This is a genomic window from Gordonia sp. SL306 (assembly GCF_026625785.1).
Taxonomy (GTDB): domain Bacteria; phylum Actinomycetota; class Actinomycetes; order Mycobacteriales; family Mycobacteriaceae; genus Gordonia.
The window spans coordinates 4,510,813-4,523,779 of record NZ_CP113063.1; the positions used below are offsets into that span (position 1 = coordinate 4,510,813).

14 protein-coding genes and 1 pseudogene are annotated in these 12,967 nt (G+C 65.6%); 10 read left to right on the forward strand and 5 right to left on the reverse strand.

What is annotated here, in order from left to right; translation table 11 throughout:
- Positions 1–4: 4 nt before the first annotated feature.
- The 3 genes from OVA31_RS20620 to OVA31_RS20630 form a co-directional block, all read right to left on the reverse strand.
- Positions 5–550, reverse strand: a complete 546-nt coding sequence (locus OVA31_RS20620) for a PadR family transcriptional regulator (protein ID WP_267628440.1) — start codon at positions 548–550, stop codon at positions 5–7.
- Positions 551–621: 71 nt separating this feature from the next.
- Positions 622–2,295 carry an ABC transporter ATP-binding protein gene (locus OVA31_RS20625; protein WP_267628441.1) on the reverse strand — a complete coding sequence of 558 codons (1,674 nt, stop codon included), beginning with the start codon at positions 2,293–2,295 and terminating at the stop codon, positions 622–624.
- 96 nt (positions 2,296–2,391) lie between these two features.
- A complete protein-coding gene (locus tag OVA31_RS20630; protein ID WP_267628442.1) occupies positions 2,392–2,520 on the reverse strand; it encodes a hypothetical protein in 129 nt (42 codons plus the stop codon).
- Between the two features lie 218 nt (positions 2,521–2,738).
- Here OVA31_RS20630 and OVA31_RS20635 point away from each other — a divergent pair.
- The 10 genes and pseudogenes from OVA31_RS20635 to OVA31_RS20680 all read left to right on the forward strand — a co-directional run bounded on the left by OVA31_RS20635 (position 2,739) and on the right by OVA31_RS20680 (position 11,412).
- Positions 2,739–4,054, forward strand: a pseudogene (locus OVA31_RS20635) (uracil-xanthine permease family protein).
- 10 nt (positions 4,055–4,064) lie between these two features.
- Positions 4,065–4,556: a hypothetical protein gene (locus OVA31_RS20640; RefSeq protein ID WP_267628443.1), complete on the forward strand. Its 492-nt coding sequence runs from the start codon at positions 4,065–4,067 to the stop codon at positions 4,554–4,556.
- A 93-nt stretch (positions 4,557–4,649) separates the two neighbouring features.
- Positions 4,650–5,753 carry a tyrosine-type recombinase/integrase gene (locus tag OVA31_RS20645; RefSeq protein WP_267628444.1) on the forward strand — a complete coding sequence of 368 codons (1,104 nt, stop codon included), beginning with the start codon at positions 4,650–4,652 and terminating at the stop codon, positions 5,751–5,753.
- 245 nt (positions 5,754–5,998) lie between these two features.
- Positions 5,999–6,181, forward strand: a complete 183-nt coding sequence (locus OVA31_RS20650; protein WP_267628445.1) for a helix-turn-helix transcriptional regulator — start codon at positions 5,999–6,001, stop codon at positions 6,179–6,181.
- A gap of 147 nt (positions 6,182–6,328) precedes the next feature.
- Positions 6,329–7,603, forward strand: coding sequence for an AAA family ATPase (locus tag OVA31_RS20655; protein WP_267628446.1), 1,275 nt, complete (start codon positions 6,329–6,331; stop codon positions 7,601–7,603).
- Between the two features lie 321 nt (positions 7,604–7,924).
- A complete protein-coding gene (locus tag OVA31_RS20660; RefSeq protein ID WP_267628447.1) occupies positions 7,925–8,143 on the forward strand; it encodes a hypothetical protein in 219 nt (72 codons plus the stop codon).
- 503 nt (positions 8,144–8,646) lie between these two features.
- Positions 8,647–8,844, forward strand: coding sequence for a hypothetical protein (locus OVA31_RS20665; protein WP_267628448.1), 198 nt, complete (start codon positions 8,647–8,649; stop codon positions 8,842–8,844).
- Complete coding sequence (locus tag OVA31_RS20670) at positions 8,841–9,086, forward strand: hypothetical protein (RefSeq protein ID WP_267628449.1); 246 nt, start codon at positions 8,841–8,843, stop codon at positions 9,084–9,086. The genes OVA31_RS20665 and OVA31_RS20670 overlap by 4 nt, the downstream gene beginning before the upstream one ends.
- Entirely contained in the window at positions 9,083–9,352 is a 270-nt protein-coding gene (locus OVA31_RS20675) for a hypothetical protein (protein WP_267628450.1), read from the forward strand. The genes OVA31_RS20670 and OVA31_RS20675 overlap by 4 nt, the downstream gene beginning before the upstream one ends.
- Before the next feature lie 167 nt (positions 9,353–9,519).
- The gene (locus OVA31_RS20680; protein ID WP_267631628.1) at positions 9,520–11,412 is read left to right on the forward strand and encodes an HK97 family phage prohead protease; all 1,893 of its coding nucleotides are present in this window, start codon (positions 9,520–9,522) and stop codon (positions 11,410–11,412) included.
- 63 nt (positions 11,413–11,475) lie between these two features.
- Here the strand turns inward: OVA31_RS20680 and OVA31_RS20685 are convergent, their stop codons facing one another.
- Together OVA31_RS20685 and OVA31_RS20690 are read right to left on the reverse strand one after the other, a co-directional pair.
- Positions 11,476–12,234 (reverse strand): toll/interleukin-1 receptor domain-containing protein, encoded by a 759-nt coding sequence (locus tag OVA31_RS20685; RefSeq protein ID WP_267628451.1) that lies wholly within the window; start codon positions 12,232–12,234, stop codon positions 11,476–11,478.
- Positions 12,235–12,307: 73 nt separating this feature from the next.
- Positions 12,308–12,910, reverse strand: coding sequence for a hypothetical protein (locus OVA31_RS20690; protein WP_267628452.1), 603 nt, complete (start codon positions 12,908–12,910; stop codon positions 12,308–12,310).
- Positions 12,911–12,967 lie beyond the last annotated feature (57 nt).

Below are 12,967 nucleotides of genomic sequence, written 5' to 3' on the forward strand. Positions count from 1 at the left end.
CCGGTCAGGCGGACAGCTCTCGTTCGAGTGCGGCGATGACCTCGTCGCACCATTCGATGAAGCCTGCTTCTTGGCGGATACCGCCGCGCAGCACCAGATACTGGTGCAGTTTGCGGCCGGTGAGCGTGTCCGGATCCGGGTAGTAGCTCTCTTCGAATCCGGTGAAGATCTTGAGCTGGGCGACGTGCTCGTCGCGGTGCACCTTCAATTCGCCGATGATGGCGGAGAGGTCACCGAACTCGGCGGCACGCAGCTTGACGCCCAGGTCGCTCCGAAGGGGCTGCATCGGCGTCGAGCTCGTCGCCCATGCCGACAGGACCTCTCGTCCGGCGTCGGAGATGGTGTAGACCTTCTTGTCCGGCCGGCCGTCCTGGGTGATCGACTCGAAACTGACCAGTCCGTCGGAGTGAAGCTTCTTGAGCGTGCGATAGATCTGCTGATGCGTCGCCGACCAGAAGTAGCCGATCGACCTGTCGAACTGCCGGCCGATCTCGTAACCCGTGCCGGGTCGTTCGGCCAGCGACACGAGAATCGCATGCTCGAGTGCCATGAGATCACGCTAGCAGTGCACCAATGCACTATGCAACTAGGTTCATATCCACCGCGTAGGCGGCGGGGCGGTCAGGCGACGGCGACGCTACGGCTGTGCAGGCGTCCGTCCCGGAGCTCGAGGACGTCGTCGGCGATCTCCGTCACCCGGGCATCGTGCGTGATGAGCAGGGTGGACCGTCCGTGTGCGAGGCGACGCAGCGGTTCGAGGATGCGCTGTGCGGTGGCGTCGTCGAGGCCCGACGTGGGTTCGTCGAGGATCAGGACCGGGCTGTCGCGGAGAAACGCGCGCGCCATGGCGATCCGTTGCCGCTGACCGCCCGACAGCGTCAGACCGTCCTCGCCGAGGGGGGCGTCATAACCGAGCGGGAGATCCGAGATGAATCCATCGGCATCGGCCGCGATGGCGGCGCTGATGATCTCCGCGCGGGATGCCTCGGGACGACCGTAGGCGATGTTGTCGGCGACGGTGGCCGCCTTGATGATCGGCTGCTGGGGGAGCAAGGTGACGTGGTCGCGGATCGAACGACCGGTCAGCGTGGTGAAGTCGTTGCCGCCGAGCATGATCCGACCGTCATCGGGATTCTCGAAGCGACACAGCAGTGACGCCAGGGTTGACTTCCCGGCGCCGCTGCCGCCGACGAGGGCGGTGATCTCGCCGGGGCGCAGGTCCAGCGAGACGTCGTCGAGGATGGTGACGCCGTCGCGGCGCAGCGTCACGCCGCGGACCGCGACGTCGTGACCCGGCCCGTTGTGCGCCACCGCGTCCTCGCGATCCGAGTCGGTGGGGACGAGGTCGAGGAGTTCGGAGATCCGTTCCGCGCTCACCGCGGCGGAGGCGAGCGACAGGCGAACCTCCGCGAGTTCCTGCATCTTCGGGTAGAGCATGCCGAGGTAGCCGGTCAGCGCGAGCAGTTGTCCGACGCTGAGGGCACCGTGGCGGACCTGCCAGACGCCCGCGACCGCGATGGCGAGGGTTACCACCACCTGCCCGAAACCCATGACGGCACCGAAGCCGGCCTCGATCCGCGTCTGTGACATCCGGGCGCCGAGCCAGGTGACGCCGTGGCGGTGCAACCGCGCGTGTTCGCGGCTCTGCTGGTTGTAGGCGACTGCGGTCTCATGCCCGCTGAGCGCGGTCTGGACGGCGATGGCGATGTCGGCGTTGGCTGTTCGCTCGTCGCGGGTGACGATCGTCTGACGGCGGCCGTAATAGGCCGAGATCACCCACAGGACCGGCACCGCTGCGATGGCGACCATTGCAACCTGCCAACTCATGATGAACGCCGCGACGACGAGGCCGATGGTGTTGGCCACCGCGATGACGAACTGCATGACACCGGATCCGACGAGGTACTCGACCGCTTCGAGGTCGCTGGAGTGCCGCGTCACGAGGTCGCCGAGGCCGAACCGTCGATGGATGACCGGATTGAGTCGCTGCACGTGGGCGAACAGCGAATCGCGCAGGCGCAGGACCACCCGCTCGGAGATGCCGATGGCGGTGACCTGACCGTAGTAGTCCGCGCCGGTGGAGACCGCGGTGATGAGTAGCCACAGAACCGCCAACTCGGCGAAGCGGACGGCGCTGTCGGCGGTGAGAGCTCCGTCGATCACATCGGAGAGCACGAAGATCGCGACGATCTCGCAGCCGGTGGCGACGAGTAGAAGCATTGCGGCCAGCGTGAATCGAGCGCCTTCGCCTTTGAGGGCGGGGAAGAAGCGGCGGAAGGCTTCGCGTGCGGTCATCCTGTGATCCGATCGATGACGTGCGACGTTCCGGGACCATACGTGCGGCGGTATGGCCCCGGGACGCTGCGTGGGGTGGTCAGAAACGGGTGGTGCTCAGAACCACGCCCAGTCCCACCGATGCAGACGCCGGTTCCAGACGCGACGACGGCGACGCTTGCGCGGCGGTGCGGGATGCTGCTGCGGGCGAGGGCCGTTTCCGGGCTTGGGTCCTGGCTGAGGCATGAGTGCTTCTCCTTGTGTTCGGGCCGGCAACATTGCCGACGTGGAGAAAGCTATGGGCGCCACCTTCGGACGGCCTTGGCCGTAGCTGGCAGAAGGCTGTCAGATCGGAGCCGTCGGCTGTTCCGCAGCACCGACCGTGCCGTCGTGATCTCCGCCACCCTCGCGCGGACGCTCGGTAAGCGCGCGGGCGCAGGGCGTCATGTCGCACACTGATTCCCATGGCGACACCGGACACTCGAACGGGTGGATTCTTGTCCTGGAGGAAGGTCGACGGCGGGGGAGTCATCGCACCCGACGAACGCCTCAGCTGGCCGCGAACGGTGGGTATCGGACTACAGCACGTTGTGGCGATGTTCGGCGCGACTTTCTCGTCCCGGTGCTCACCGGGTTCCCGCCGTCGACGACGCTGCTGTTCTCCGGGATCGGGACGGTGCTGTTCCTGCTGATCACCCGCAACCGGCTACCCAGCTATCTCGGTTCGAGTTTCGCGATCATCGCCCCGGTGCTGGCGGCCACCGCCTCCAACGGCCAGTCGGCCGCGCTGGGCGGGATCGTGGTGGTGGGAGCGCTGTTGATCGTGATCGGCGCGATCGCACAGTTCGCCGGTATCGGCTGGATCGAGATCCTCATGCCTCCGGTCGTGACCGGCACGATCGTTGCGCTCATCGGGCTGAACCTCGCGCCGACCGCGAAGACGAATTTCGAGAAGGACCCGGTCATCGCGACGGTGGTGCTGGTGCTGCTCGTCGTGTCGGTGGTGCTGTTCCGAGGGCTGTTGGGGCGCCTGGCGATCTTCCTCAGCGTGATCCTGGGGTACGTGATCTCGCTGATCTTCGACAAGGTGGACACCAGTGGGATCGGCGACGCCGCGTGGGTCGGCTTCCCCGAGTTCCACACCCCGACATTCCATCTCTCGGTGATCCCGATGTTCTTGCCGGTCGTGCTCGTGTTGTTGGTGGAGAACATCGGCCATGTGAAGTCGGTCGCGACGATGACCGGGAACAACTACGACCGCCGGATCGGCCGCGCGCTGGTCGCCGACGGATTGGCCACGGCGCTCGCCGGCAGTGGCGGCGGTTCGGCCACCACGACCTACGCCGAGAACATCGGCGTGATGGCGGCGACGAAGGTGTATTCGACTGCCGCGTACTGGATCGCGGGTGTGGTGGCGGTGCTGCTCGGACTGTCACCGAAGGTCGGGGCGGTGATCGCCGCGGTGCCGGCCGGAGTGCTCGGTGGCGTCACGACGGCGCTGTACGGGCTGGTCGGTGTCCTCGGTGTGCACATCTGGGTGACCAATCGGGTGGATTTCTCCAGGCCGGTCAACCAGTTCACCGCAGCGATCCCACTGGTGATCGGGATCGCCGACTTCACCTGGGTCGTGGGGGATCTCGACTTCGGCGGTATCGCCCTGGGCGCCGCGGCGGCGCTGGTCATCTACCATTCGATGTCGCTGATCGGACGGTGGCGGGGCACGGTTGCGCCTGAGCGCAGCAGCGACGAGAGGGAGGCCGATCCGACAGCAGGTGCGTAGGGTCGTCGGGATGAGCGAGGAGTCCGGGACCGACGGAGTCGAGGACGAGGTCGAGGTCAGCGCGCTGGCGATCAATGTCACCATCCCCGAACCGATGAGATGGACGGACAGACGGCGCGACGAGGAGTTCACGCTGACGACACTGAACGTGCGCCTGCTGCCGGACGGACGGCTCGCGGCCAAGGCGTACGGGCGGCCGACGCACGGCGGGCGCGGGACCTACACGTCGTTCCGGGTGCCCGACGATCCCGAGATCTCCACGCTGATCGATCGGGCTGCGGCGCGCCGCGACCTTGTGGTCGGGCCATCGCGGACTCGGGTGACGTGTCCGAGATCACACGGCGGACAGTGCGCCTGCGCCGATCTCTGTCGAGCTCGGTGGGCGCACCGCCGCTGGTGGCGGCCGAGGATTCGGTGGTGCCCCCGGCAGGACTCGAACCTGATTTTGGGAACGTCGGCCGTGGGGTCTCCACCAGCATCAACACCGGAAAACACCAGGTAATCTGACCCGCCGGGAAGCGGACATTAGCGGACGCAAACGGCATGAATGTAGTCTCATCTTGCACGCAAGTTGCACGGGTGAGAGGGCTTAGACATGGCAGGCAAGCGCACCAAACGGGGATTCGGCCGTCTCCGGGAACTCCCCAGTGGCAGATGGCAGGCCGCCTACGTCGATCCCAAGGGGGTTGACGTCTACAAGGCCCCGGCCACGTTCGCGGCCAAGATCGACGCCGAGGGTTGGCTTGCCGCCGAACGTCGGAAGATGGACCTGGGGACATGGAGGCCGCCGACCGCCGAGGCCATCCGGGGGACCACCGTCAAGGTCTACGCGGAGCGATGGCTTGCCCAGCGGGACCTCAAGCCCAGGACCCGCGCCCTGTACTCCGATCTCCTCCGGCTCCACATCAATCCGGGCTTGGGGGATGCCGAGCTGGCCACGGTCACGCCGGGACAGATCCGGGCCTGGCACGCCGGTCTCACGACCGGGCCGACCCGCAAGACTCACGCGTATCAACTCATCCACGCCATATTCAGGACGGCGGTCACCGATGAGGTGATCGACGCCAACCCGTGTCGGTTGGAGAACGCGATGCACACCAAGCGCAAGCGGGAGCCGGTGATCCTGGACGCCAAGGAGCTGGCCGCGTTGGCCGACGCCATGGGCGACCAGTGGGGGACCTCGGTCCTCCTCATGGGTTGGTGCGGACTCCGGCGGGGTGAGTTGTTCGAACTCCGGCGTGGGGACGTGAACCTCAAGGGCGGGACCGTGGCCGTGTCGCGGGCCGTTACGTACCGGGACGGCCAGTGGAGTGTGGACACTCCCAAAACGGCCGCCGGGACCCGGACCGTGGTTGTCCCTCCTCACATCGTCCCGATCTTGAAACAGCACCTGGCCCGTTATGTGGGCAAGGGATCCGATGCCCTCCTGTTCGCCACCGAGGCCGGGGGACACGTAGGAGAGTGGGACTACCGCAAGGTGTTCGGGCCGGCCAAGGCCAAGATCGGTAAGTCCGATCTCCGGGTCCATGACCTCCGACACGCCGGGGCCGTCCTGGCCGCCCAAAGTGGTGCAACCGTCGCGGAACTCATGCACCGGATCGGCCACACCACCCCGGCCATGGCGATGACATATCAGCATGTCGCGGCCAATCGGGACTCTGAAATAGCCCGCCGGATGAGTGAGTTGGCCGGGGGATAAGTAGCCTCCTCTGTGTTGACCTTGTTGGTTAACAACGACTTTCGCGTTTTGTCAGGTATTTGCATAGCGGACACGGACGGCCTAGTGTCGTCCTCATCGCTTGACGGATAACCTCCGCAGACTCGCCATAAGTGCGCAGCACGAGGACCCAGAGCGGCTCCACGCCCGGACATGATCCCGGATCACGTATCTGCGAGTCATCGACAGAAGCGACTCCCGCACATCTGCTGACTAGGAGTCCCGTCATGGCCGCATCGCGTGCCCGCACTCGTTATCTCTCCCTCCAGGACATTGCCGAGGAGCTCGGCATCTCTGACCGCACCGTCCGCCGGTGGATCGCCACGGGCCAACTCAAGGCTGTCCGGCCGTCCCCCCGTGTGATCCGGGTGGAGGCCTCGGAGCTGGACCGCTTCATATCTGCCGCCTGAACGAACCATTAACCCGAACAACACAATTCGGTTCGTTTCAGCAGGAGTAAAAGTGACTACTTTTCTAACCCTCATCGGCCTGGCCGCGCTGTCATGGCCGTTCGGATTTAGCCTCGGCGCGGTTCTCACCAGAGGGGTGAGTGACCGGTGAGCGAAACCATCAAACTCAGTACCGGAGAGATCACCTCGGTTCAGGGTGTCGTTGCCGAGGAGATCCAGCACCTCAAGGCCGCGGTGAAACGGGCCGCGACCAAGGCCGCCAAGGCCAAGAACGACATCTACGAAACCGAGAAGGCGCGCGACGACGCGCGGGACCGTATCCGGGAGGAGAAAGCCAAGAAGAAGGCCGAGGCCGCCGGTATCGCCTCGGTCCGGGAGCGGCTCATGACTGCCGATGAGTTCATGGACGCCGAGGCCGCGGCCGCGCTGGTCAAGGACGTGCTGGACGCCGGAGGGCTCTCCATGCTCATCGGCCACCGCGGGACCTACAAGACCACCGTTGCCTTGGCCATCGCGCTCTGTATCGCGTGCGGGATCTGGTGGGGACGCCATCAGACCACGCGTGGCCGGGTCCTCTACCTGGTCGGTGAAGGTGGCGGCCGAGCGTTCGGCATCCGCATAGAGGCCTGGCTCACCCATCACAGGATCACGCGCGAGGAGATCCGGCCCTGGTTCATGGGTCTCAATGGCGCGGCCCCGTTCATGTCGGCGGCCTGGGATGAGTTGGTGGACGTTGCAAAGGAGTTCGGCCCGTCGCTCATCGTTGTGGACACTCTCGCGCGCCACCAGCTCGGCCTGGAGGAGAACTCCAACTCCGACGCCTCCGAGGCCTTGAGCAAGGCCGACCACCTCCGAGCCCAGACCGGCGCGGCCGTCATGGTCCTCCACCACCCGCCGAAATCTGGGGGTGGAGGGCGCGGAGCTGGCGCATGGGAGGGAGGCGCGGATTCGGTGTTCCTCCTGGAGAAGGACGAACCGGTCAAGGGCCAGGTCAAGATGACCACGACGAAACAGAAACATCGGCCCGAAACCGGCCAGTGGGCATTCCGTATCGAACAGGTGGAGGTCCGGGAGAACGGCACGTGGCCCACCTCCATGGTCCCGGTCCACGCCGATCCGTTCGTGGTGGACCTGGCCGCCCAGGAAGCCAAGGCCGCCGAGAACGCCGCGCTCCACGCCGAGGTCCTGGACTTCATCCGAGGCCGGGAGGCCGCGGAGATGGCCCCGAACATGACCACGTTCCGGGATCACTTCCAGGCCACCGGGAGACGGCAAAAGGCACTGGATGCACTGGCAGAACTGAAGCGGCGCGGGGATGTGGAGACGGCCTCTGGATTCCGGGGTGCGCAGGTCCTCCACGTCGTCACCGAGGCCACGGTGATCCCGTTCTCACAGTCCGGTGGTGGCTCCGATGCCAGCTGACCCCGCACTGACCCCGCACAACAAGTCCGCACAAGGCCCGATTTTCGCTGTGCGGGGTCAAAACCCCCGTTTACCTGCACTAAACGGCGACCCCGCACACCCCGCACGACCCCGCACTAAGTCCGCACAACGACCCCGCACACCCCGCACAGGCCCTATAAGGGCCTGTGTGCCGCGAACTCATGCGGCGTGGAAGACAAACACGGACCGGGCATCGGCCGAGACAGCACACGCCCAGGCAATGGGGTCCCACTCATTTGGGCTACATGGTCAGCAGGCCGTGTCCGCCGACCTGGCCGCGCAACCGAAGGAGGACCTCAAGTGACCGACAACAAACCCATCCAGGCCTCGGTGGACAACCATGGCCGCCTCGGAGGCCCACGTGTGTCCTCAAGGGAGACAAGCAAGGCCACGATCCGTGAGGAGTTCGGAGTTGCCCGCGGCCGCCGCTTGGCCAAGGACCTGGCCGAGGACCTCGGAGTGATCCGTGGTCGCGCCCTCACATCCGACATCATCGACGCCGAGGAGGGCCGCGGGTGAACGCTTCACCGACCCATGATGTCGTCGGACTCCTCACTCACGTTCTCCAGGGCACCGAGGATCTACGCGGCGCAGCGTGCCGAGGCCATGGCCCGTTGTTTGACCCAGACGTGCACGCGACCGAGCTGGGATACCCGGACGAGCGCGAGAGGTGGCGGGAAGTCACCGCGACATGCATCAGATGTCCCGTGCGATCCAAGTGCTGGGCCTGGGCTTCGGGGGTCTCCGCGAACCGGGTGGTCGGACCCACGGCCGCCAGCAGGGCTAACCCGTTTGCAATGCGCCGCAATAGATCTGGGGGGTAGGGGGTGATTGCCGCTGGAAAAACCAAGCCATTCCCAGGTCCACCGGTTCCGGAAGTTTGAAAAAACGTGAGGAGCCCTCATGTTTAGATTCCCGCCGGCCGAATTGACCCAGATTGTCAACACGAAGGACGTACAACCGAGATGACTCAAAACACCCTTACCCCGACCGCCGACGACATCGCATTTACAACGGAACTGGTGACCGCGTTGCGCACCAAGGACCCTGCGCAATTCGGCCCACTCCTGACGCGGGCATTGGAGAAGCCCCGTAGCTACCTCGGGGCGGCGCTACTCCTGTTGACCTGTCATCCAACGCCAGATCCGGACCATCCCGGCCGGGAGCTCCAGGAGGCCGCCACGGCCGTCCTGGCGGCCGTGGACGGGGTGGTTCGATGATCGACATCACCGTGACCCCTGAGGGTGTCCGCGACATCGCCAGGCTCACCAACGCATTACGGGACGGGGACACCCCCGAGGTCCTGGAGCCGCTCATCATCGCGGGATCGGCTCACCCCGGCCGGTTCCTCGGTGGAGCCGTGGCGCTGCTCCTCACCGTCCGCACCCCCGGCCAGGATCCCGGCCTCACCCTCCACCACCGCGCGGAGAACGTGATCGCGACGATGGAGGCGCGGCGATGACCGCGACGAACGTGCGGCAGACCGAGACGTACCGGCATCGGGTCCGCGGGCAGGGCGAGCACGAGCACCACCGCTACGCCACCCCCGCGGGCGAGGTCGTGGAGGTCACGCGCTGGCCGCGGCACCCGCACCGCAACGCATGGGTTCGCAGACTCGACCGCGGCGGCGTCATGGTCACCGAGGAACGGCACTCGGGCCTGATCTCGGTCCGCGGCCTGCTCCGCATGTCTGGTTACAGCCTGGAGGTCGATAGTCCGGTAACCTAGTCCTCGGAGAAGTCGCCACCAGCGTCCGCCATCCTCACCAGCGGTGAGGCCCGCGAGACCAGGCCGCGAACGAATCCGACGAGGTCGAAACGCACAGTGTGCGCTGATCTTTCGTTGTTGATCGACTCCAATTTCTCACACCCTCAAGGAGGGAACCCGTGCGCACAATGCACAAAACAATTGCCGTGACCGGCATCAAGACCAGCGGCCTGGCCGAGGGTGAGTTCATCGGCTACGCGTCCACGTTCGGCAACGTGGACCACCAGGGAGACCGAGTCGTCAAGGGAGCGTTCACCAAGTCCCTGGAGACCGACACCGTCGTACCCATCGCGTGGGAACACAAGACCTCCGACCCCCGGAACCTGGTGGGTGAGATCAAGTCCGCGCGCGAGACCGACGAGGGCCTGGAGATACACGCCAAGCTGGACCTGGACACCGAGTTCGGCGCGGCCGCCTACCGGGCCGTCAAGGCCCGCCGGGTCGGATCCCTGTCCATCGGGTACGGCGTCCGGAACTCGGTCAAGGCCTCGGACGGGGTGAACGAACTCACCGACCTGGACCTCATTGAGGTCTCTCTGGTCTCGCGTCCGGCCAACGACAGGGCCACCATCACCGCGTCCAAGTCGGCCACGCCCCCGACCAAGCTCCTCAAGGCACGGGCCAAGGCCGCGGCCTTGGCCGCCGACGACCCGGACGCCGCCGAGGACGACAAGCCCGACGAGTCAGACATGACCGTGGGTGAGCGTCTCGTGGCGGCGCTGGAGCGTGCCACCGAGGCCGCCAATGAGCTGATCGAGACCGCCGAGGAGGAGGGCCGGGATCTCACCGACGCGGAGGCCGCCGAGGTGGACAAGGCACAAGGTAAGGCCAAGGGCTACCGCCAGGAGATCGAAAAATGGGCCGCCATGAGCCCGACCGACCGGTACGGGCTCCAGTACATCGCAGATGTCATGCACGGAACCAAAGGGGCCGACGTATTTCACACGGCCTGGGGAGCCCAGGACGCCGCCCACACCTCGGACCGGTTCGCCACATTCGCTGCACCATTCAAAACCAAGGCATCAAATACCAAGAACCACAAGGAGACTCACGTGGACACCCTCACCAAGGACAAGTTCCTGACTTTCGGCGCAGGCCGTAAAGCGATGGCATCGGCCATTGCCACCAAGATGACCGGCGGCCACCGAGCTCCCGGCGATGAGACGGCCACGGGCATCGGAACCAAGGCCCTCACCAGCTCCGGCCAGATCGTCTCGGACGTACCGATCCGCCCGGACGTGATCCCGGTTGGCCGTCCCGCAACGTCGATCCTGGACGTGTTGCCCACGGTCACCCGGACCACCCCGACGTGGCGTTACCTGCGCCAGAACTCCCGGACCTCGGCCGCGGCACCAGTGGCACCCGGTGCCCTCAAACCCGAGTCGGTCTACGGCGTCGAGACCATCGACGGTGAAGCCACGGTCATCGCCCACCTCTCAGAACCGGTCGACAAGTTCGTCCTCCAGGACGCTCCCGGCCTCCAACGGTTCCTAGCCGATGAGATGGTCTACGGACTGGACCGCGCCGTCCAGGCCCAGGTCCTCACCGGGGACGGCCTCGGGGCCAACCTCACCGGCATCCTGTCCACCTCCGGCGTGAGCGTCCAGGCGTTCGCCACCAACGTCCTCACCTCGGTCCGTAAGGCCATCACCCAGGCCGAGAGTCTCGGCTACGAACCCAGCGTCCTGGTGATTTCCCCGGCCGACTGGGAAGCCCTGGAGCTACTGGCCACCACCGACGCCGCGCTCTCGTACCGCGGCGTCCCCCTGGACCAGGGGGAGCGCAAGATCTGGGGTCTGCGAGCGGTCCTGGCCACCGGCCTCCCGGCCAAGACCGCCATCGTCCTGGACCCGGCCGCGGTGTCCATCGACATCGTCGGACCGGCCGTCCAGGTGGAGTGGTCCACCGAGAGTGGGGAGCTGTTCGCCCGCAACCAGGTTCAGGTCCGCGTGGAGGGGCGGTTTGGGATCTCGGTCTACCAACCCACCGCAGTGTTCAAGGTCGCCACCGCGGCCGCATGACCTGACCGCATGACCTGACCGCACGACCAACGGCCCCGGACGTCTCGTAAGGAGGTCCGGGGCCTAGTCGATCAGGACCGTGTCAGCGATCATTGCGGCGACTTCCTCCAGTGAGGAGTAGCTCGCAGTGTCCAGTCCGGACCGTGCCGCAAGCAACGGACTGACCCGTCGTAACTCATCAAATGTCGTGTCGTGGACTATTGGGATAACCCGGTCGGTCGCGAGCAATGCTGAAAGCTCCTGCGCCGCGATACCTTCATTGTTCAGGCTCTTGAACAATGAAGGTGTGACAAGAACGATCCCGGCGCGTGAACTCGCCAAGCCCTTGTCGATCTTGCGGATTAACGACGTGCCGAGTGGGACGTCCATCTCACTAAACCAGACCGATACGTCGAGATCGGTCAAGAGGTTGTTCAGTTCCAGGGCTGTGCCCTGACGGTCGTCCCATGCATGGCAGAGAAACAGATCGCGACCGGCGTCAACGGTCTGGGCGATCTTGACGACCTGTTCGCGAACTGGGTTGAGCGTTTGATGCTCTCGCTGCGAGTACGAAACGGATGATCGCCGGGCACGGCTTGAACTGCCACTCCCGCCGGTGGATCGACCGCCACCCCCAGGGGAGCTGCTGGCATAGCTCGGAAACCGGCGCGGCGGCGGAGGCGCCACATAGGTGCGAGGCGGCGGCGAGTAGGTCGACCGGCGAGAGCGGTAGCGGCATTCGGGGCAGTTCGCTTGAGCGGCCGCAGAGCGATGGCCTTGAACCGGTGCAGTGCATCCTGACATGAGCAGAAGATACAGCGCTCCGCTGACATATTCGGTCAAGATTCGCTGACTTCAGCCGTTCGTGCCAACGGCCACCAGATCATGGCCGCGCGAGTCGTCGCGCAACGGCCGCTTAGATCTCGTATGACTCCAGGCTCGCGCCCGCGTCGATCCTGGCGGCCAGGCTTGGAGGAGCGCCGGGGGTATCAGACCAACGGATCTCGACTATTCCGGCCGGGTCCGCGCCGAGGCCAAAACGCCAACCGCCGACATCGTCGCCATCCTGAACCTCTACATCCAGGCCGATACTCGCGTGGGGGGCCGGGGCGTATGGAGGCCGTGCCGGATGCCAGGCATCGGCGGCGTCATCCAGCGCGGTCACGGTGACATCGTGGGCCGGGTTACCCGTCCGATTCACCAGGACGTGGCCACCTGCATTGTCGCGTGGCTCGAGTATCCAAGACATGAGTCGACCGTAACTCGTCTGTCCACAGGCTGAATACTGAGTCGCATGGACTTCCTCAAACTCGTGGTTGGCCCGTTGGTGGGTGCCTTCATCGCTGGAAGCATCACGCTCGCGCTGGCGGTATTCGGGCCTGGACGTTACCGGGGCTGGCGTCTTCAAAAGCTGCTGGATCTCATCCGGGGGATGTCGGACATAGACGACTTCGCGGCGCAACGGGCCGCGCTGGTTGCCGAGGCCGACGATCTTGGCCGCAAAGTTGCCGCAATGCACAAGGTTCCAACCGACTGGCCGATATTCATACTTGGCATCGTGGGGTACGGGTCCGCC